This is a genomic window from Facklamia sp. P9177 (assembly GCF_050409585.1).
Classification (GTDB): domain Bacteria; phylum Bacillota; class Bacilli; order Lactobacillales; family Aerococcaceae; genus Facklamia.
In genome coordinates this window covers 39,396-58,467 of the sequence record NZ_JBNUPE010000003.1, presented here as the reverse complement: position 1 = coordinate 58,467, position 19,072 = coordinate 39,396, and the positions used below count along the sequence as shown (strand labels likewise).

At 36.1% G+C, this 19,072-nt stretch carries 21 protein-coding genes; 19 read left to right on the top strand and 2 right to left on the bottom strand.

Features of this window, described 5'->3' with window-relative positions; genetic code table 11:
* Positions 1 to 10: 10 nt before the first annotated feature.
* The 11 genes from ybeY (at position 11) to ACQV18_RS02055 (ending at position 12,765) form a co-directional block, all read left to right on the top strand.
* On the top strand, positions 11 to 493 hold the full coding sequence (ybeY, locus tag ACQV18_RS02105) for an rRNA maturation RNase YbeY (RefSeq protein ID WP_428874677.1): 483 nt from the start codon (positions 11 to 13) through the stop codon (positions 491 to 493).
* Entirely contained in the window at positions 477 to 854 is a 378-nt protein-coding gene (locus ACQV18_RS02100; RefSeq protein WP_428873815.1) for a diacylglycerol kinase family protein, read from the top strand. The genes ybeY and ACQV18_RS02100 overlap by 17 nt, the downstream gene beginning before the upstream one ends.
* A 33-nt stretch (positions 855 to 887) precedes the next feature.
* Positions 888 to 1,790: a GTPase Era gene (era, locus tag ACQV18_RS02095; protein ID WP_428873814.1), complete on the top strand. Its 903-nt coding sequence runs from the start codon at positions 888 to 890 to the stop codon at positions 1,788 to 1,790.
* A 14-nt stretch (positions 1,791 to 1,804) separates the two neighbouring features.
* On the top strand, positions 1,805 to 2,584 hold the full coding sequence (recO, locus tag ACQV18_RS02090; RefSeq protein ID WP_428892477.1) for a DNA repair protein RecO: 780 nt from the start codon (positions 1,805 to 1,807) through the stop codon (positions 2,582 to 2,584).
* Between the two features lie 235 nt (positions 2,585 to 2,819).
* Positions 2,820 to 3,707, top strand: coding sequence for a glycine--tRNA ligase subunit alpha (glyQ, locus tag ACQV18_RS02085; RefSeq protein ID WP_428874679.1), 888 nt, complete (start codon positions 2,820 to 2,822; stop codon positions 3,705 to 3,707).
* 10 nt (positions 3,708 to 3,717) lie between these two features.
* Positions 3,718 to 5,769 (top strand): glycine--tRNA ligase subunit beta, encoded by a 2,052-nt coding sequence (gene glyS, locus ACQV18_RS02080; protein ID WP_428873811.1) that lies wholly within the window; start codon positions 3,718 to 3,720, stop codon positions 5,767 to 5,769.
* A 19-nt stretch (positions 5,770 to 5,788) separates the two neighbouring features.
* A complete protein-coding gene (gene obgE / locus ACQV18_RS02075) occupies positions 5,789 to 7,093 on the top strand; it encodes a GTPase ObgE (RefSeq protein ID WP_428873810.1) in 1,305 nt (434 codons plus the stop codon).
* A gap of 11 nt (positions 7,094 to 7,104) precedes the next feature.
* Positions 7,105 to 8,949, top strand: coding sequence for an acyltransferase family protein (locus tag ACQV18_RS02070; RefSeq protein WP_428892476.1), 1,845 nt, complete (start codon positions 7,105 to 7,107; stop codon positions 8,947 to 8,949).
* A gap of 24 nt (positions 8,950 to 8,973) precedes the next feature.
* Complete coding sequence (rnz, locus tag ACQV18_RS02065) at positions 8,974 to 9,903, top strand: ribonuclease Z (RefSeq protein ID WP_428873808.1); 930 nt, start codon at positions 8,974 to 8,976, stop codon at positions 9,901 to 9,903.
* Positions 9,904 to 9,932: 29 nt separating this feature from the next.
* Positions 9,933 to 12,251 carry a single-stranded-DNA-specific exonuclease RecJ gene (gene recJ / locus ACQV18_RS02060; RefSeq protein ID WP_428892475.1) on the top strand — a complete coding sequence of 773 codons (2,319 nt, stop codon included), beginning with the start codon at positions 9,933 to 9,935 and terminating at the stop codon, positions 12,249 to 12,251.
* Position 12,252: 1 nt separating this feature from the next.
* Complete coding sequence (locus tag ACQV18_RS02055) at positions 12,253 to 12,765, top strand: adenine phosphoribosyltransferase (RefSeq protein WP_428873806.1); 513 nt, start codon at positions 12,253 to 12,255, stop codon at positions 12,763 to 12,765.
* A 59-nt stretch (positions 12,766 to 12,824) separates the two neighbouring features.
* Here the strand turns inward: ACQV18_RS02055 and lexA are convergent, their stop codons facing one another.
* Positions 12,825 to 13,439, bottom strand: coding sequence for a transcriptional repressor LexA (gene lexA / locus ACQV18_RS02050; protein WP_428873805.1), 615 nt, complete (start codon positions 13,437 to 13,439; stop codon positions 12,825 to 12,827).
* 87 nt (positions 13,440 to 13,526) lie between these two features.
* Here lexA and ACQV18_RS02045 point away from each other — a divergent pair, with 87 nt between their 5' ends.
* Both ACQV18_RS02045 and ACQV18_RS02040 read left to right on the top strand, forming a co-directional pair.
* Positions 13,527 to 13,772, top strand: coding sequence for a DUF896 domain-containing protein (locus tag ACQV18_RS02045; protein WP_428873804.1), 246 nt, complete (start codon positions 13,527 to 13,529; stop codon positions 13,770 to 13,772).
* Positions 13,773 to 13,818: 46 nt separating this feature from the next.
* The gene (locus ACQV18_RS02040; protein ID WP_428873803.1) at positions 13,819 to 14,037 is read left to right on the top strand and encodes a YneF family protein; all 219 of its coding nucleotides are present in this window, start codon (positions 13,819 to 13,821) and stop codon (positions 14,035 to 14,037) included.
* 194 nt (positions 14,038 to 14,231) lie between these two features.
* Here the strand turns inward: ACQV18_RS02040 and ACQV18_RS02035 are convergent, their stop codons facing one another.
* Entirely contained in the window at positions 14,232 to 14,867 is a 636-nt protein-coding gene (locus ACQV18_RS02035; protein WP_428874685.1) for a lysophospholipid acyltransferase family protein, read from the bottom strand.
* Between the two features lie 110 nt (positions 14,868 to 14,977).
* Between ACQV18_RS02035 and ACQV18_RS02030 the strand changes: the two genes are divergently transcribed.
* From ACQV18_RS02030 to ACQV18_RS02005, 6 genes are all read left to right on the top strand, one after another.
* Complete coding sequence (locus ACQV18_RS02030) at positions 14,978 to 15,760, top strand: glutaminyl-peptide cyclotransferase (RefSeq protein ID WP_428874686.1); 783 nt, start codon at positions 14,978 to 14,980, stop codon at positions 15,758 to 15,760.
* Positions 15,761 to 15,778: 18 nt separating this feature from the next.
* Positions 15,779 to 16,918: a tRNA guanosine(34) transglycosylase Tgt gene (gene tgt / locus ACQV18_RS02025; protein WP_428873800.1), complete on the top strand. Its 1,140-nt coding sequence runs from the start codon at positions 15,779 to 15,781 to the stop codon at positions 16,916 to 16,918.
* Positions 16,919 to 16,976: 58 nt separating this feature from the next.
* Positions 16,977 to 17,324 (top strand): preprotein translocase subunit YajC, encoded by a 348-nt coding sequence (gene yajC, locus ACQV18_RS02020; RefSeq protein ID WP_428873799.1) that lies wholly within the window; start codon positions 16,977 to 16,979, stop codon positions 17,322 to 17,324.
* Between the two features lie 134 nt (positions 17,325 to 17,458).
* Complete coding sequence (gene dinB, locus ACQV18_RS02015) at positions 17,459 to 18,577, top strand: DNA polymerase IV (protein WP_428873798.1); 1,119 nt, start codon at positions 17,459 to 17,461, stop codon at positions 18,575 to 18,577.
* Between the two features lie 79 nt (positions 18,578 to 18,656).
* Positions 18,657 to 18,794: a hypothetical protein gene (locus ACQV18_RS02010; protein WP_428873797.1), complete on the top strand. Its 138-nt coding sequence runs from the start codon at positions 18,657 to 18,659 to the stop codon at positions 18,792 to 18,794.
* 121 nt (positions 18,795 to 18,915) lie between these two features.
* The gene (locus ACQV18_RS02005) at positions 18,916 to 19,056 is read left to right on the top strand and encodes a hypothetical protein (RefSeq protein ID WP_428892474.1); all 141 of its coding nucleotides are present in this window, start codon (positions 18,916 to 18,918) and stop codon (positions 19,054 to 19,056) included.
* Positions 19,057 to 19,072: the final 16 nt, after the last annotated feature.

Genomic DNA, 19,072 nt, shown 5'->3' with positions numbered 1-19,072 from the left:
GGAGAAGAAAATGCAAGTTGAATTAATTGATGAAGGTCAGAGGCTGACTGAAAAACAAAAACAGATTATCTTAGACTTAATTGATCAAGCAGGCTTAAAAATCGCTGCTCCTACTCAAGCAGAATTAGACATAACCATCGTCGATAATCACACCATTCGCCAATTGAATCGCGACTACCGTGGTATTGACCGAGCAACGGATGTGCTATCTTTTGCTTTAATGGAGGGGGAAGAACCAATAGATTGGTCAGTTATCAATTCAAATGAAGTTCAAGAGCCAATCAATCTTCACTTGGGAGATATTATTATTTCAATCGAACGAGCGCTTGAACAAGCCAGTGAATACAACCACTCTCTAGAAAGAGAGTTGGGATTTCTAGCTGTCCACGGTTTCTTACACTTAAATGGTTATGATCACCAAACCATTGAAACTGAGAAAGAGATGTTTGCAATTCAAGAAGAGGTGCTGAGTGAATATGGACTCACAAGATAATCCTTTTAAGAATTCAAATTTTTTCCAGTCTTTTATTTGTGCCAGCCAAGGATTTTTTCAAGCAATTAAAAGTGAAAGAAATCTAAAAATCCACTTATTTTTTGCTTTAGTGGCAGTCCTTTTAGCCTTTTATTTTAAATTTGAACCACTGAAATGGACGATTTTACTATTAACTATTGGCCTTGTTATCTTTTCCGAATTAATCAATACAGCAATAGAAGCGGTTATTGATTTAATTGTAGCAGACCAATGGCATCCCTTAGCGAAAAAGGCAAAAGATATCGCTGCTGCTTCTGTTTTAATGACAGCAATCATTTCCATTATAATCGGGGCTATACTATTTCTCCCCTATTTATTTTAAAAGGTGACAATTAATCATACTAAAGGAGTTTAAATGAAAAAAGATTTTAAATCGGGTTTTGTAGCTATTCTTGGCCGTCCCAATGTTGGGAAATCAACTTTATTAAATCAAATTATTGGCCAAAAAATAGCGATTATGTCTGATAAAGCCCAAACAACCCGCAATAAAATTCAGGGTGTCTATACCCGTGAAGACTCACAAATCATTTTTATTGATACCCCCGGAATCCATAAACCCAAGCATGCTTTAGGAGACTTCATGATAAAAACAGCCTATTCCTCTTTGAGTGGGGTGGATGCAGTGATTATGGTAGTCAATGCGACAGAAAAAATAGGACCTGGCGATCAATTTATTATCAATCGTTTAAAAGATGTCCAGCAACCAGTCTTTTTAGTTATTAATAAAGTAGATCTGATTGAAAAAAATTTGCTTTTTGATATTATCACTAAATATCAAGATGCTTATGATTTTGATCAGATTATCCCTTTATCTGCACTTACAGGTGAAAATGTCGAAGCTTTATTAGACCAACTGACACTCAGCTTGCCAGATGGCCCCCAATATTACCCGGCTGACCAGGTAATGGATCATCCTGAGTATTTCCTCGTTGCGGAGTTAATTCGTGAAAAGATTTTAATGTTAACACGCGAAGAAATTCCTCATTCAGTAGCCGTCCAAGTCCAATCCATGCAAAAAAATGCTGATGACAAGGTAGAAGTACTAGCTACAATAATCGTGGAACGTAAAAGCCAAAAGGGAATAATTATTGGTGCTCAAGGATCAATGATTAAAAAGATAGGTCATCTGGCACGACGTGATATTGAAAAGCTTTTAGCAACCAAAGTCTATTTAGACTTATGGGTCAAGGTGCAAAAAGATTGGCGGGATCGTCAAAGTAATTTAAATGAATTGGGCTATCAGAGTGAGAATTATTAATAAGGAGAGTGCCAATGAACGAAAAATTTACCGGAATTGTTTTGTTTATTCGGCCGTACCGCGAAAAAGATAGTCTAGTTAAAATTTTTACACGTGAATTTGGTACTAAAATGTTTTTTGTAAGAGGTTTACAGTCACTCAATCATCCCCTTAAAAAGCATTTAATCCCATTGACAGAACATCAATATTGGGGAACTATTAACCAACAGGGTTTGTCCTTTTTGAAAGAAGGTCAAACCCTTAACCTCTTTCGATCCATTCAATCTGATCCCTTTAAGCAAGCGCATGCTGCTTATATAAGTCAACTAGTGGATGCCAGTGTGAATGATAATAGCAAAGATCAACAGCTATTTGATTTTTTCCAAGCTACTCTAAGCAGTCTCAATGAGCGTGAAGATGCCCGGCCTATTCAATTACTTTTGCAACTTAAACTTTTGCAACGCTTCGGGCTTCAATTAAATATGAAAAATTGTGTAGTCTGCGGATCGAGCCAGAGGATTGAGGACTTTTCGATGGTCCATTTGGGTGTTTTGTGTCATAACCATTTAGATAAAGATCCCAACCGAATGCATCTTAGTTCTAAGCAAGTCAAAATTTTACAACTCTTTAATGAAATTAAACTGAATCAATTAGGACAAGTCTCAATTTCAGACCTTTCTTACAAAAAAATTGATGAATTGATCTTCACCATCTACCATGAACAAGTAGGGATTAAATTAAAAGGAGAATCTTATCTCAATCAATTATATAAAGTAGCCGACCAATTGAAAATCAGTAAAAATCAAGGAAGATAATTGACAAAAAGCTTTATAATTAGTAGAATTTTAACAAGCCAAAGCAATTAAAAGAAGATAGTAAAGCGACTCTAGGCAGGTGAAAGCTAGAGCAAATCGAATGGTCCTTTGGGTTAACAAATGAATTTTAAGAGTGCTAGTCTAACTAGAATTAGGGTGGAACCGCGAATTTATTTCGTCCCTATGACCTCCAAAGGGGTCATAGGGACTTTTATTTTAAGAAAGAGGTGTCAAAATGGCAGTTGAATCGTTACAAGATATGATTTTAACCTTGCAAAATTTTTGGTCAAAGAAAGGATGTTTGATCCTTCAATCCTATGATACTGAAAAAGGAGCCGGAACCATGAGCCCCTATACCTTTTTAAGGGCTAATGGACCAGAACCTTGGAATGCCGCTTATGTCGAACCGTCAAGACGACCTGCTGATGGAAGATACGGTGAAAATCCTAACCGCTTATACCAACACCATCAGTTTCAAGTGGTTATGAAGCCTTCTCCTCTTGCTATACAAGAATATTACCTGGATTCATTGATTGAATTAGGCATTGATCCCCTAGAGCATGATATACGGTTTGTAGAAGATAATTGGGAAAACCCTTCCTTGGGTTGTGCGGGACTGGGATGGGAAGTTTGGATTGATGGTATGGAAGTGACTCAATTTACCTACTTCCAACAAGTGGGGGGATTAAAGTGTGATCCGGTAATGTCAGAGATTACTTATGGCTTGGAGCGTCTTGCTATGTATATTTTTGATGTGGAAAATGTTTATGATTTAGAGTGGGCCAAAGGCGTGAAGTATGGCGAAATCTTTTTCCAACAAGAATATGAGCAGTCTAAATATTCTTTTGAATTAGCTGATACTGACTTATTAATGAAGCAGTATGAAGCTTATGAAAAAGAAGCCAACCGTTTACTTGAGGAAAACTTAGTTCATCCAGCCTATGATTATATTTTAAAGACCAGTCATACCTTCAACTTAATGGATGCTAGAGGGATGATTTCGGCATCAGATCGCCCTGCTTATTTAGGACGTGTTCGTAAATTAGCTCGCGGTATTGCTAAGACCTTCGTACAAGAAAGAGAAAAACTTGGATTTCCATTATTAAAAGAAAATAAGAACTAGGAGGATTGCTATGAGAGATTATTTATTAGAAGTAGGAATGGAAGAAATTCCAGCTAGATTTTTATTGAAATTGCGTGATCAATTAGCCGAAAAACTTGCAGCATTTCTTGCAGAAGAAAGAATCAGCTTTCAATCCATTGAAACTTACGCAACTCCTAGAAGATTAGCTCTAAGAGTAGAAGGTTTATCTGATCAGCAATCAGCTTTAGAAGAAGAAGTAAGAGGACCGTCCGTAAAAGTTGGACAAGATAACGAAGGGAATCTGACGAAAGCTGCATTGGGCTTCTTAAAAGGTCAAGCCTGTCAAGAGGAAGACTTATTTGTTAAAGAAGTTAAAGGAACTGACTACCTCTTTGTGAATAAGGTGGCTGAGCAGAAGAAAGTAGAAGAAGTGTTAAAAGCTATCCCAACTGTTCTTGCCAGTATGCATTTCCCAGTTACCATGCGGTGGTCAGATTTAAATTTAGAATATATTCGTCCGATTCATTGGATACTTTCATTACTAGAAGATCAGGTGATTAACTTTGAATTTGCTGGTATTCAGGCGAATAATTTTTCACATGGTCATCGTTTTCTAACTAAAAATGACAAAGTTATAATTAAAAATAGTCGTGACTATGAAAACGCACTAGAAAAGATGTATGTGATTGCCAGTTTTGAAAAACGACAAGAGAAGATTTACCAGCAAATTCAAGCGATTGAAGATGAAAGGGGCTGGGTTATACCGGAAAATGATGAATTACTAGAAGAGGTAACAGCCATTGTCGAGTGGCCAACTGCTTTTTACGGCAGTTTTGAGGAAAAATATTTAGAAATTCCCCAAGAAATGGTCATCACAGCAATGCGTGATCATCAACGTTATTTTTATGTTTTAGATCCTAAAAGCAAAGAATTGTTGCCTTATTTTATTTCAGTACGAAATGGTAATGATCAGCACATTGATCAAGTCATTAAAGGTAATCAAAAGGTATTAAGAGCTCGTTTAGCAGATGGTTTATTCTTTTACCAAGAAGATTTAAAATTATCTTTAAAAGAAGACTTAGCTAAATTATCAAGCTTGAAAGAGCATTTTAAGTTAGGTACTTATAGTCAAAAACAAGAACGTGTTAAACACTTGCTTGAAGAATTGATGGATTTTATCGATTTATCTGCTCAAGATCAAAAGACCATTTTGCGTGCTAGTGAGATTTACAAGTTTGATCTTGTGACTCAAGCGGTAAATGAGTTTGCCGAATTACAAGGTGTCATTGGTGGGATTTATGCCAAACATTATGGTGAAGAAGATAGTGTAGCGCAAGCAATTGCTCAGCAATACCTACCAACTTCGGCTGGAGGGAAATTACCTGATAAACCTGCGGCTGCCGCCTTATCGATTGCAGATAAATTAGACAGTCTAATTGCTTACTTCAAAGCGGATATGATACCAACAGGGTCTAATGATCCTTATGCATTAAGAAGACAAGCCATGGGATTAATTGACATTCTTTTAGACCAATCTTGGAATATCGATTTAAAGAGCTTGTTAGTGAAGATTAACCATGAAGATGCTGATTCAGCAGCCGATTACTTAAATGATTTGCTTAGTTTTATAGAAGCTCGGATTCAAGTTAGATTAGGTAATCTAGGAATGGATTACGATATTATTCAAGCAGCACTCGCACAAAAACAACTAAATCCTGTAAAAATAAAAGAAACGGCTAAAAGTTTACAAGACTTCAAAGCTGCCAAACCGGTTGAGTTTTCAAAAATGATTGAAAACTTGGCACGAGTAGTTAATTTAGGTGAAAAGGTTAGCGAGCAAGTTAAAATCACTGATAACCTAGCTGAAAGTCAACTAGAAAAGGACTTAATTGAAAAGATAGTGGCAATAGAGGACTTACAAGACACCTCAAGATTAATGGAATATTTTGAAAGCATTAGTCCAATGATTGCTTCATATTTAGAACTACATATGGTTAACGCTGACCAAGAAGCTCTTCGCCATAATCGCTATCAAATGATGTACCAATTAACACAAACAATTCTCAGTCTCATGGATCCTAGAAAAGTGGTCCATAAATAAGAGTAAAGGAGCGATAATAATGTCTACCTTTTTAGATCGCGCAAAAGTGAAGGTAATTGCTGGTAAAGGTGGCGACGGAATGGTCGCTTTCCTAAGAGAAAAATATCGACCAGATGGTGGACCTGCAGGAGGAGATGGCGGCCGCGGTGGCGATGTCATTTTTCGAGTGGATGAAGGCCTTCATACTTTGATGGATTTTAGATACAATCGTCAATTCAAAGCGCATAACGGGGAAAATGGAATGAGTAAGAGTAAATATGGAGCGAATGCAGAAGACCTTTATGTAAAAGTTCCACCAGGAACCTCTGTTTATGACGAAGCAAGCGGTAGACTCATTGCCGATTTAGTGGACCATGGACAAGAAGTAATTGTTGCTAAAGGAGGGAGAGGGGGGCGTGGAAACATACGCTTTGCCACGCATAAAAACCCTGCTCCTTCAATTGCTGAAAATGGAGAACCAGGTCAAGCCTTGGAGTTACAATTGGAACTTAAAGTTCTAGCAGATGTGGGCTTGGTTGGTTATCCAAGCGTGGGCAAATCAACCCTATTGTCCATTATTTCTAATGCTAAACCCAAAGTAGCAGATTATCAATTTACTACCTTAGTACCCAACTTGGGAGTGGTTAAAATTGCTGATGGTCAGGAATTTGTCGTTGCAGACATGCCGGGCCTTATTGATGGTGCTTCTGATGGTGTTGGTTTAGGTATTGATTTCTTACGCCACATTGAAAGAACTAAAACGTTATTACATATTGTGGATATGGCAGCGGTACATGAACGCGATCCCTTTGAAGATTTTTCTTCTATTATGCAAGAGTTAGCTAATTATCATCCTCGTCTTTTAGAAAGACCCATGTTGATTGTGGCTAATAAAATGGATTTAGATCAAGCTAAAGATAATTTAAAAGTATTTGAAGAAAAAATATCTGATTATTATCAGAATTTAAATCTTTCTATTCCAAAAATTTATCAAATTTCAGCTTGGCAAGCCCAGGGAATTGATTCATTGATGCGAGCAACAGCTCAATTAGTTGCCTCCAGTGACTTTATACCCTTGGAGGAAAAAGAAAGTGATCATAAAAATTATACGATCGACGAAAGCCCTGATTTTACTGTTCGTAAACTTGAAGAAGGTTATTGGGAATTAGAAGGTGAAAAGATTATCAAGCTTTATAAAATGACCAATACAGCTCATGATGAAAGTTTACAACGCTTTGCACGTCAACTGCGATCAATGGGTGTCGATCAAGCCTTGAGAGAAGCTGGCGCGAAAAATGGCGATACAGTTTACTTAGAGGATTATCAATTTGAGTTTATTGATTAGGTGGTTTTAATATGCAAAATAAAGTTAAACAAGGGCGTATCCCAATTTTTGACGGTCTTAAGGGAATCGCAATACTGCTAATCATTGCTTATTACTACTTTGAACATATTGTTCCAGGTGGTTTCCTTGCAGTTAATCTATTTCTTTTCATAGCTGGTTTTTTTAACTTTAGACATTTTTATTTAAAAGATATACAAGCTAGAAAAGAGTCCTTTTGGCAATTTATATATAAGCGTTTTGAAAGACTTTTTTTCCCTACTTTATTCGTAGTTTTAACTACGTCTACCTATATTTTACTTTTTAACCGTGATTTTTTATCTAATATTCGGTGGATGGGATTAAGTTCACTCACATTTATTAACAATTATTATCAGATTTTTAATCAACAGTCTTACTTTGTTCAAGCGGCTAATCCAAGTCCCTTTACACATTTGTGGTACGTCTCTTTATATGGACAATTGGTTATTTTAACACCTATTTTAATATTTTTACTTTACAGTTGGCATAAAAAACCTCAAGTAACTATTCGTATGTTATTGATTATTTCAGCCTTATCCGCTTTTTTAATGGGTTATCTTTATAAAGATAACCAAGATCCTACCCGAATTTACTATGATCTTTTAACAAGATTATCTGCTTTTACTCTTGGGGGTTCTTTAGGATTAGCTCTTCCAGTTAATTTATCACCTAAAAAGATTTCATCAAAGAAAATTATGACCATGAATTTTATGGGTTTACTTGCAGTCATTTTTGCTTTCTTCATGATTAAATTCATGTTTGCAACCAAACCTTTTGCTTATCGTTTTGGTTTAACTTTGTTTTCTTTGATTTCTGCTGTAATTGTTGTTTCAAGTATTCATCCAGCAACTATTTGGAACAAAATCTTTCGTTTTAAACTATTTACCTGGATAGGCCAACGATCTTTTTCTTACTATCTATGGTACTATCCTGTCTATCTTTTAATGCCTCAAAACATTAGCTTTATGAATAGGTCTCCATGGTTAAATTATGGTTTTCAGTTACTTTTGATCATTATTTTAGCTGAAATTACTTACCAATTATTTGAAAAGCGCAGAATTAGTCTTCCAATTGGACAAGACTTTAATTGGCGCAAAATGAAGCATCAATTTGATTATTTAAGCTCTCACCCTCAATCATTAAGAGTAGTGAAATTTATCACAGCGTGTTATATTTTTAATGTCGTGATGGGGGTTATCGCTCTGGCTATTTCTTCACCAGCTAAGGGTGTAGAATCAAGTAAGGAAATTCAAGCCATTATTGAAAACAATATGAATATTGCTGAAGAGTCAAGAAAAAATGAAGAAAGACAAGTAGTTGTTAATAATATCGAAGGCTTAGATCAAGAAGTCTTACTCTATGCTAATGCTTTGGAGATAACTTTCATAGGGGATTCAACTTTAGCTGCAGCCACCGAGCGCTTGAATGATGTATTTCCTAAGGCTGTTTTTGATCCGAAAGTCGGTCGACAACTTTATGAATCTTATGATACGGTATATGGTCTCAATCAAACAGGCGGATTAAAGCCTACTGTGGTAACCATGTTAGGCTCTAATGGAACATTTACAGTTGGTCAAATGGATGATTATATTCAAGCAGTCGGTCTAGACCGTGATCAGTATTATGTCAACGTTTTGGTTGATCGCATTTGGACAGATGATGCTAACCGTCAATTGGTAAGAGCGGCTCAAGAATATGGAAATGTTAGAATTATAGACTGGGCGAATTATGCCCGTGGACACGCTGAATGGTTTGCTGAAGATGGCGTTCATCTAAATGATGAGGGATCATTGGAGTTATCCAAATTTATCGCTAAGGAGATATACCGTCAGCGCTAGTCATAGAAAGAGGTTGATGGAAATATGAAATTACATTTTTTAGGCACAGGTGCTGGGATTCCATCCAGACAAAGAAATGTTTCTTCGCTGGCTTTAAAGTTATTAGATGAGTTGAATGAAATCTGGTTATTTGATTGTGGAGAAGCAACCCAGCATCAAATCTTGGAAACAACCATTCGACCTAGAAAAATAACTAAAATTTTTATTACTCATCTTCATGGAGACCATATTTTTGGCTTGCCAGGACTTCTAAGTTCAAGATCTTTTCAAGGTGGAGAAGACTGTTTAGAAGTTTATGGACCTAAGGGGATAAAAGATTTTATTAAGATTTCCTTAAAATATTCAAAATCCAAACTTGCATACAGTTTAAAAATAACAGAGTTGGTAGACCGAGGTGGCGAGTTAATCTTTGATAATGGCTGGAAGGTTAATTATTTACCTTTAGAACATGGGATTCTTTCTTTTGGCTACCGAGTAGAAGAACCAGATTTACCTGGTCAACTTTTAGTTGAAGAGTTGAAAAAATTTGAGATACCTAATGGTCCAATTTATGGTCAACTCAAACGCGGAGAACGTGTTCAATTAGAAGATGGCAGATGGATAGATGGCCAGAATTTTCTTGCTCCGGATCGACCTGGTAGAATCGTTACCATTTTGGGGGATACCCGTTATTGTCAGAATTCTAAAGTCTTAGCCAGAAAAGCGAATGCTTTAGTCCATGAGGCTACTCATGAAGCAGCGGAAGAAAAAATGGCAAGAGCTTATTACCATTCGACCAGTCATCAAGCAGCCCAAGTGGCTAAAGATAGTCAAGTAGAGGCTCTTTATCTCAATCATATTTCAGCTCGCTACTTAGGAAAGGCTCTCAAGCAACTTGAAAAAGAAGCTTGTTCTATTTTTCCTAACAGTCATCTTGTTAATGACTTTGATGAATATGAAATCCCACTTAATTAATGAGTTTATGATGTGTAAGGAGAATAACGATGTTGTCTAAATACCAATGGCAATTGCCAGAAAATTTAAATGGAAATCAAAACTATCAAAAATTATTAATAGCGGGAGAAGACTATTCGCCCGCTTTTTTAGCAATCTGTTTTAATCGTGGTCTTCATGATCTATCGGCAATAAAAAAAGCCACCGAACAAGAGCCAACTTTATATCATGACCCCTTTGCCTTATATCAAATGGATATAGCAGTAAAACGCATCCATTTAGCCATTGAAAAGGGAGAAAAAATTTTGATTTATGGTGATTATGATGCAGATGGAATCACTTCTTCTTTAATTTTAAAAGAGGCTTTAGATGCTTTAGGAGCTGACAGTCGAGTCTATCTACCCAATCGTTTTAAAGATGGCTACGGTCCCAATATCGATCGTTATCAAGAGTTTATTGAAGAAGGGGTTCAATTAATCATCACGGTTGATAATGGAGTGGCAGGTCATGAAGCAATTGAATTTGCTCAAGAAAAGAAGGTCGACGTTATTGTAACTGACCATCACGAGTTACAGGAAACGCTGCCAGCTGCATATGCCATCATACATCCTCGTCACCCTCAGGGAAGTTATCCTTTTGGAGATTTATCTGGAGCAGGTGTCGCATTTAAAGTAGCAACAGCCATCCTTGGTGAAATACCAATAGAAATGTTAGATTTAGCAGCTATTGGTACGGTTGCTGATATGGTCTCTCTCTTAGATGAAAATCGAACAATTGTTATTGGAGGAATCCATCAGTTAGAAGTTACTCAGCGGCCCGGACTACAGCTTCTATTAAACCAACAATTACAGTCAAAAGATGATATATCTGCCGAAACGATTGGTTTTATTATTGGTCCTCGACTCAATGCTGTGGGACGGTTGGGAGATCCTCGACCGGGATTCGATTGGTTGGCAGCTTTTACCGAGCAAGAGGCTAGTCAGTGGCTTGAGTTTATTGAACAGGAAAATTATAAAAGACAGCAATTAGTCACTCAAATTTATCAAGAAGTTACATCAAAATTAGATGTTTTAAAGGAGTTGCCTCGAATTATTTGCCAGACTTCTCCAAATTGGCATCCCGGAGTTTTAGGAATTGTAGCTAGTCGCATTTGTGATAAATACCAGCGCCCATGCCTACTTTTCAACTTTGACAAGAAAAATCATCAGTATAAAGGTTCAGCTAGATCAAAAGAAAACTTTAATCTTTTCAAAAATCTTAGTCAGCTAAAAGGACTATTAAAGCATTTTGGTGGTCATAGCCAAGCGGCTGGTATGACAATTGAAGAAGATAATTGGCAAAAATTTCAGACTGAATTAAGCCAGTTAGCTGATAAACACAAAGATCAAATTTTAGCCAAAACTTCCTTGTCGGTTGATGCTAGACTAAGTTTGACAGATATTAATTTAAAATTAATCGAAGAGATTCAAAAATTAGGACCTTTCGGTATGCATAATCCTAAGCCTATTGTTTTATTTAAGGACTTAAAGATGATTGAAAAAAGAGTAATTGGAGCGAATAAACAACATGTTAAAATGAAATTTAATCAATCAGGCACTGCAAACTCACTAGCTGCCATAGCGTTTAGTATGGCGGATGACTTTGAAGATTGTCAATTGGGTATTCAGTTGGATATGGTTGGAGAACTGTCAATTAACGAATGGAAACAACAAAAAGAATGTCAATTAATTGTCAAAGATTTTAAATTGGAAGGGCAATTGTGGATTGATTACCGAGGGAAAACACATTTTGATAAATTAAAACAGCTGTCTGAGGTGGTTTATTGTTTTCAAGATAAAAAAAATGCGGCACTCTTTTCTGAACAGTTGAAAAACGACTATCAATTGATTAATTATGAAGCATTACCCATTAATTTTAAATATGAAAATCTAGTGTTGATTGAGCCCCCCCAAAATCTTAATAAACTAAAAAAACTTTTAAAGAGTCACGGATGGGAAAAAATTTATTTAGCCAGTGTTGTTGTAGAATCCAGATATTTAGCAGGCTTGCCCCAGCGTCAAGACTTTGCAAAATTGTTCCAACTGCTTAAGCAAGAAGGTAGTCTTCAACTAAAAGATTTACAAGTTCTTTCTAGCTATTTATCAATTCCATTAATAAAAATAAAAACAATGATTGTGGTGTTTTTTGAGGCGGGTTTTGTTACAATAAAAGATGGACTTGTAATCATGAACCAGCTTAAGCAAGCCAACAAACTTGATTTAATGGAGTTGCCTGCCATGAGCAAGTATCAAGAAGCCATGGAAGCAGAAAAATTGTTGAATTTTCAAACACTTGATCAAGTGAAAAGCTGGATAAATAAGGAGACTTAAAATGGATTATACAAACTATATCGCTCGTGTTGATAATTACCCAGAAGAAGGTATTATTTTCCGTGATATCACACCTCTCATGGGCAATGGTCCCGCTTTTGAAGCAGCGACTCAAGAGATAGTAGACTATGCTAGAGAATTAAAGGTGGACATGGTCGTAGGGCCGGAAGCGCGTGGTTTTATTATTGGATGCCCAGTTGCTTATGCACTTGGAGTGGGCTTTGCCCCTGTCCGTAAAAAAGGTAAACTTCCTAGAGAAACAATTGAAGTAGACTATAGTTTAGAATACGGATCAAATGTCTTACAAATCCACAAAGATGCTATTCAACCGGGCCAAAGAGTCTTAATAACCGATGATTTATTAGCAACAGGTGGAACCATTCAAGCAACTATCCAATTAGTGGAAAATCTTGGAGGAATTGTCGCAGGGTGTGCTTTTCTTATTGAGTTAGATGACTTAAAAGGAAAAGAGAAGTTGGGAGATCACAAGTATTTCACACTAATGCACTATTAGAAATAAAAAGAGCCTAACCAGTTTTAATCTCTGGTTAGGCTAATCTTTAATTGAGTTGATTAGAAATAGCGATTAAGACTAACTACTTTGCCTAAAATTGAAACGTCGGGCAAGATAATATCGTCCATGGTATCATTTTCAGGGCGAAGTACGATATGATCTTTTTTCTTATAAAAAGTTTTACATGTTGCTTCATTATCTTCAGTCATAGCAACAACGACTTCACCATTATTGGCAGTTGCTTGTCTGCGGACGGTGATGATATCGCCATCCAAAATGCCAATATTAACCATGGATTCACCTTTAATGATCAGCATAAATAATTCGCTTGAATCATATTGAAGATCGGTAGGCTTAGGATAATATTCCATAGCTTCTTCTTCAGCAAGAATCGGAGCACCTGCGGCAACATAGCCGAGTAAAGGTACTTTATCGGATTTGATGCCCAATTTTTTAATTCCCAAGGCCGTTATTTCAATCGTCCTTGTTTTACTGGCAGATCTTTCAATCAGTCCACTTTCTTCTAATCGGTCAAGATGACCGTGGACAGTGGATGGAGAAGAAAGTCCAACACGCGCTCCAATTTCGCGAACAGTGGGTGGATAACCATTTTCATTGAGTAATTCATAAATAGATTGTAGCACATTTAATTGCTTGGTCGTTATCTTAATCATTTCACTCACTCTTTCTATAGGATAATTTAATTGTAGCAGAAGTAGAATTATAAATCAAACAAATGTTCGTAGCAAAGGAGGAACGCTATGCTTTCATCTTCAAAACTAGCAAGAATTAATGAGTTAGCTAAACTTCAAAAAACTAAAGGCCTTACGGATTCAGAAAAAGAAGAACAGAATCAATTAAGACAAGAGTACTTAAAAGTCTTCAGACAGCACATGGTAAGACAGGTTGAGGGAGTTAAAATTGTCGATTCAGATGGAAATGATTTAACACCTGAAAAAGTTAAAAGAATTCAAAAAGCTAAAGGAATGCATAATCGTAAAGATTAATAGGTTAGAGTATTTAATCGGTTAAATTTTTAAAAGGAGAGATGGTATGTCAACATTTTCATGGGTTTTAATTGTTATTTTAGCATTGGTAGCAGGAGCAGTGTTAGGTTTCTTTATTGCTCGGAAGTATATGATGAATTATTTTAAAGAAAATCCACCTATTGATGAGCGCATGATTACGACTATGATGGCGCAAATGGGGCAAAAGCCTTCCAAGAAAAAAGTTCAGCAAATCATGCAGTCTATGAAGATGCAATCGAAATAGCTTTGTTTGAAAATATGTTTTTTCTTTCACAATTTTTGTTACTGTTTTCTGTCCTTAAGGAGCAGAAAAGGCGCAGAAAATTAGGTTTTCTTTAATCAAGTATACAATAAATTATTTTTAAGATTAAAAACCTCCTCCCTAGAGCAGCTTAACGACAGCTTCAAGGGTAGGAGTTTTTTTATAAAGCGTAATAATTATTTCTTTTTAGCAGGAACATAGCTAAAGCTTGGGTCTAATTGATGATCCAAATTATCAAAAGCCTTGGCCAATTCCTGGTCTATTTTAGCTAGTTGATCTTTATTATAATCTAATTCAGGATTATATTTAATGGCAGGTCCAAAAGCTATTTTAGCTCCTTGTCTCTTAAAGAATGATTTAAAGTCTAAAGGTGGTTGAATAGCAATTGGGATGATGTCTTTTTTTGAAAGACGTTGAATGAAAGCAGTTCCACCTTTAATTTCAGTTGTGTACCGACTACCAGAAGGAAAGATACCTAAATTCAAATTTTTTTCAGTTAATTGTTTGACGGCTATTTTGATCGTTTTAGGACTAGGTTTTTCTCGATTAACTGGAAAAACATGTGCCTTTCGTAAAATGCTAGCTAACAAAGAATTATGAAAAATTGATTCTTTTGACATAAAAGAAATTTCAAGTGGATAAAGTGCAATGGCCAAGTATAATGGATCCCAAAAAGAGCGGTGAGTGGCTGCTAGAATAAAAGTTGATTGATTGGGATCGGGAATGTTTTCTTTACCAATTATATAGGATTTCCCATTAAAAAGACGAAAGAGACAGCGTAAAATGGCTACGGCAAACTGATAAAAAGTCATATTCAATTTCCTTTCAGTTACAATGTTTGTTATTATTTTACCAAGATTCAATCAAGATTCAAGTCAGCATATTCTTAAGGATTTATCAAGTTTTTTTATAGGAGGAATGAATGATGTTTAAAATATTGAATTTCACTATTTTATTGTTAGTTAGTCTTACTTTTACAAGAAACGTTATAGCTAATGGTAGCTTAGGAGGGGTCTATTTAATTGAGACATACCCTATCAAGGAAAATTTATTTATACAAGGATTTGAGCTTGATCAAGAGGCCCAACTCTTAATCGGCACAGGTTTATACGGAGAATCAGCTTGGGGTTATTTTAATTGGGAAAAAGGCTTGTTAGACCGCTCCATTGGATTAGATAACCAATACTTTGGAGAAGGGATTTCTTTGCGTGACAATGAACTTTGGCAGTTAACTTGGAAAGAGGGCAAAGTTTTCAAATGGGATGTAAAGACCAAAGAACTAGTCAACACTTATGAAATAAAAGGTGAAGGATGGGGATTAGCTTATAATGAGGAAAAAGATCTGTTCTACTTGTCTGATGGGTCATCAACTATCTATACTTATAATCCTGACAACTTTAAATTAGTTGATCAAGTGGAAGTGAATTTAGAAGGAGAGCCATTAGATCAGTTAAATGAGTTGGAATATGCCAATGATGCAATTTACGCTAATATTTGGTATGATAATCGCATTGTTAAAATTGATCCCCAAAGTGGTCAAATACTTAAAACATATGATTTGACTCCTATGCTCGATCAGTTGGATCTTACAGCAGAACAAAGAGAAACAATGGATGTCTTAAATGGGATTGCTCATATTGAAGCGGATCAATTTTATTTAACTGGAAAAAATTATCCATTAATTTTTAAAGTGGAATTGAAATAATAGAAAGGAAGGTAAATAGTGGCTGCTATAACTTATGAATTAATCAAAGAAGAAAAACATACGGGAGCTCGATTAGGGATACTTCATACTCCACATGGCTCATTTGAAACCCCCATGTATATGCCGGTAGGAACATTAGCTACCGTCAAATCATTATCACCTGAAGAGTTAAAAGATATGGGAGCGGGTGTGATATTAAGTAATACCTATCATTTATGGTTAAGGCCTGGTGAAGAGATTATTGAGCAAGCAGGCGGGCTTCACAAGTTTATGAACTGGGATCAAGGGATTCTAACCGATTCAGGAGGGTTTCAAGTCTTTTCTCTGAGTGAGATTCGTGATATAGAAGAAGAAGGCGTTCATTTTCGTAATCATATTTCAGGAGAAAAATTATTCTTATCTCCTGAGAAAGCCATTCAAATTCAGAATGCTTTGGGATCAGATATTATCATGTCCTTTGATGAATGCCCAGACTATCATCAGCCTTATGATTACGTTAAAAAGTCGATTGCTAGAACTAGTCGTTGGGCAGAAAGAGGATTAAAAGCACATCAAAATCCTGAAAAACAAGCACTCTTTGGCATTTGCCAAGGGGCAGGTTATAAAGACTTGCGCTTACAACACGCTAAAGACATGATTGCTTTAGATTTCCCAGGCTATTCCATTGGCGGCTTATCAGTGGGCGAGACTAAAGAGGAAATGAATGAAGTCCTAGATTACTTAATGCCAGTTTTTCCTAAAAACAAACCACGCTATTTAATGGGGGTTGGTTCTCCTGATGCCTTAATTGATGGTTCCATTCGTGGTGTGGATATGTTTGATTGTGTCTTAGCTACTCGCATTGCTCGAAACGGTAGCTGCATGACTTCGCAAGGAAGATTAGTGGTGAAAAACGCTAAATATGCACGTGATTATAGCCCCATTGATCCTAAATGTGACTGTTATACCTGTCGTAATTATAGTCGCGCTTATATTCGCCATTTAATGAAGAGTCAAGAAACCTTTGGGTTACGTTTAACTTCGATACATAATACCCATTTCTTATTGCAATTGATGCGTGATGTTCGTCAAGCCATTCGAGAAGATAATTTATTAGAGTTTCGTCAAGCTTTTCGTGAAGAATATGGTTATAACAAACCAAATGCTCCAGAATTTTAATGGAGAAAGTCTTAAAAAACTGTTATAATATAAGAGATATTTAGAGGAGGAATTTTTAATGGGAAATAGTTATTTTGCTTTTTTACCAATGCTTATTATGTTCGCTTTATTTTACTTTATGTTGATTCGTCCCCAAAAAAAAGCGGCCGATGCAAAGCGCCAAATGATTGAGGCAATGCAAGCAGGTGATGGAGTAGTTACAATTGGGGGATTGCATGGAATAGTAGATGAAGTAAAACAGCAAGAAGGCCTTGTTGTAATTGACTGTGAAGGTATATATTTAACCTTTGAAATCAGTGCGGTAGCAAATGTTCTTAAGAGTGCGGGTACAAATGATGAAACCGTCTACTCTTCTGAAAATAAAACCACTGTTGAAGGGAAGTTAGAAACGGATGCTAATGTGTAAGTCTTAGCATCTTAAATGAATAATTGAAACATTTATTAGTAGGTAATTATTACTTATTAATAAATGTTTTTTCACTTATTCTATCTAGCTTTATAGTATTATTATTAGGATATGAAGCCTTTAGGAGGCTAAATATGAGATATGGCTTACTTACTTTCGATGATCCTAAACCGGATACAAGTCGCAAAATATTACATGTGGATATGGATGCCTTTTATGCTTCCATTGAAATTCGTGATAATCCGTCCTTAAGCAATCAACCTGTAGTTATTGCTAAACATCCAAAATTAACTAATGGACGGGGGATTGTGACCACTTGTAATTACATAGCGCGTCAATACGGTATTCATTCTGCAATGTCTTCTTTGGAAGCTTATAAGCGCTGTCCTCAAGCTGTTTTTATCAAAGGCAATATGGCTTATTACCGCTCGGTTTCGCAAGAAATTCGCAAAATTTTTTATCAATACACTGACCAAGTGGAGCCTCTATCCCTAGATGAAGCCTATTTGGATGTATCGAAAAATCATATAAAGGAAGAATCAGCTTTAAAAATCGCTCGTCTTATCCAGGCTCAAATTTATGAAGAAATTCATCTAAGTTGTTCAGTAGGAGTTTCTTATAATAAATTTATTGCTAAATTGGCTTCAGATTTTCATAAACCGAATGGTATTACCTTGGTTTCTCCGGATGAAGCCATACCTTTTCTTCATGCGCTCCCAATTAAAGATTTCTATGGGGTAGGCGCTAAGTCTTTAAGTATTTTTGAAAGCCATAACATTAAAACTGGCTCAGACCTAGCAAAGTTTTCACTCGAAGAATTAATTGCTAAATTTGGAAAAATGGGACACTCACTTTATTTTAAGGTTCGAGGTATTCACAATGTGCCTGTCAGTCAAAATCGGCAAAGAAAATCGATGGGAACTGAACAAACCTTTCAAACTTTCCTTTTAGATGAGGAGGTTATTAAGGAAAAAGTACGCCAACTAGTAGTGAAAATATCGCAAGATCTAAATGCTAAAGATTTATATTGTCAAACGCTCACTCTTAAGATACGTTACAGTAATTTTGAAACAGTGACCAGGCAAGACAGCTTTGCCTATCCAACTAATGATCGTTATCAATTAATGAATAAAGCTATAGAATTGTGGGAAGATCACGGTGAGGCAAATAGAGAGATTCGTTTATTAGGAATTTCAGTATCCAAGTTATTAGACCCTCAAAGTGAACCCTTACCCATTCAATTAGATATTTAATAGAAGGATATAAAATGGAAGGGTTTCTTCAACTGAACCCCATCTTTCAGTCGGGTATAGTCGGCATAGGAACATGTTTATGTACTGTATTTGCTGCATCTTTTGTTTTTTAGTAAAGAAAGTAGACAATAAATTACTAGCCATGATGCAGGGATTAGCAGGTGAAATTAAGGTGGCAGCTTCTTTCTGGTTACTTTTAGCTCCTGCTTTAGAATAACTTGCCAGTGTTGGTTTTAAAATTCCTGAACGGTTTCCAGCAGCAGTTGGCTTTTTAGTTGGTGGTGTCTTCTTACGCTTAATGGATCAGTTTGTTCCGCACTTGCATTATGCTGAAGACTATGATTTTCGTTCAAGTGGAAGAATTAATTCCAGAATCACAAACAGAAGGCAATACAGACTTAGCAACCATGAGTTTTATGGTAGGTTTTGTGATTAAAATGATTTTAGATGTGGCTTTAAGATATATTATTAATAAATAAGATTTTGAGGTGATTC

Excerpts from the sequence above, each read along its gene's own strand:
- ybeY (WP_428874677.1), top strand. The coding sequence starts at position 11 with ATGCAAGTTGAATTAATTGATGAAGGTCAGAGGCTGACTGAAAAACAA.
- ACQV18_RS02100 (WP_428873815.1), top strand. The coding sequence starts at position 477 with ATGGACTCACAAGATAATCCTTTTAAGAATTCAAATTTTTTCCAGTCT.
- era (WP_428873814.1), top strand. The coding sequence starts at position 888 with ATGAAAAAAGATTTTAAATCGGGTTTTGTAGCTATTCTTGGCCGTCCC.
- recO (WP_428892477.1), top strand. The coding sequence starts at position 1,805 with ATGAACGAAAAATTTACCGGAATTGTTTTGTTTATTCGGCCGTACCGC.
- glyQ (WP_428874679.1), top strand. The coding sequence starts at position 2,820 with ATGGCAGTTGAATCGTTACAAGATATGATTTTAACCTTGCAAAATTTT.
- glyS (WP_428873811.1), top strand. The coding sequence starts at position 3,718 with ATGAGAGATTATTTATTAGAAGTAGGAATGGAAGAAATTCCAGCTAGA.
- obgE (WP_428873810.1), top strand. The coding sequence starts at position 5,789 with ATGTCTACCTTTTTAGATCGCGCAAAAGTGAAGGTAATTGCTGGTAAA.
- ACQV18_RS02070 (WP_428892476.1), top strand. The coding sequence starts at position 7,105 with ATGCAAAATAAAGTTAAACAAGGGCGTATCCCAATTTTTGACGGTCTT.
- rnz (WP_428873808.1), top strand. The coding sequence starts at position 8,974 with ATGAAATTACATTTTTTAGGCACAGGTGCTGGGATTCCATCCAGACAA.
- recJ (WP_428892475.1), top strand. The coding sequence starts at position 9,933 with ATGTTGTCTAAATACCAATGGCAATTGCCAGAAAATTTAAATGGAAAT.
- ACQV18_RS02055 (WP_428873806.1), top strand. The coding sequence starts at position 12,253 with ATGGATTATACAAACTATATCGCTCGTGTTGATAATTACCCAGAAGAA.
- lexA (WP_428873805.1), bottom strand. The coding sequence starts at position 13,439 with ATGATTAAGATAACGACCAAGCAATTAAATGTGCTACAATCTATTTAT.
- ACQV18_RS02045 (WP_428873804.1), top strand. The coding sequence starts at position 13,527 with ATGCTTTCATCTTCAAAACTAGCAAGAATTAATGAGTTAGCTAAACTT.
- ACQV18_RS02040 (WP_428873803.1), top strand. The coding sequence starts at position 13,819 with ATGTCAACATTTTCATGGGTTTTAATTGTTATTTTAGCATTGGTAGCA.
- ACQV18_RS02035 (WP_428874685.1), bottom strand. The coding sequence starts at position 14,867 with ATGACTTTTTATCAGTTTGCCGTAGCCATTTTACGCTGTCTCTTTCGT.
- ACQV18_RS02030 (WP_428874686.1), top strand. The coding sequence starts at position 14,978 with ATGATGTTTAAAATATTGAATTTCACTATTTTATTGTTAGTTAGTCTT.
- yajC (WP_428873799.1), top strand. The coding sequence starts at position 16,977 with ATGGGAAATAGTTATTTTGCTTTTTTACCAATGCTTATTATGTTCGCT.
- dinB (WP_428873798.1), top strand. The coding sequence starts at position 17,459 with ATGAGATATGGCTTACTTACTTTCGATGATCCTAAACCGGATACAAGT.
- ACQV18_RS02010 (WP_428873797.1), top strand. The coding sequence starts at position 18,657 with ATGTACTGTATTTGCTGCATCTTTTGTTTTTTAGTAAAGAAAGTAGAC.
- ACQV18_RS02005 (WP_428892474.1), top strand. The coding sequence starts at position 18,916 with ATGATTTTCGTTCAAGTGGAAGAATTAATTCCAGAATCACAAACAGAA.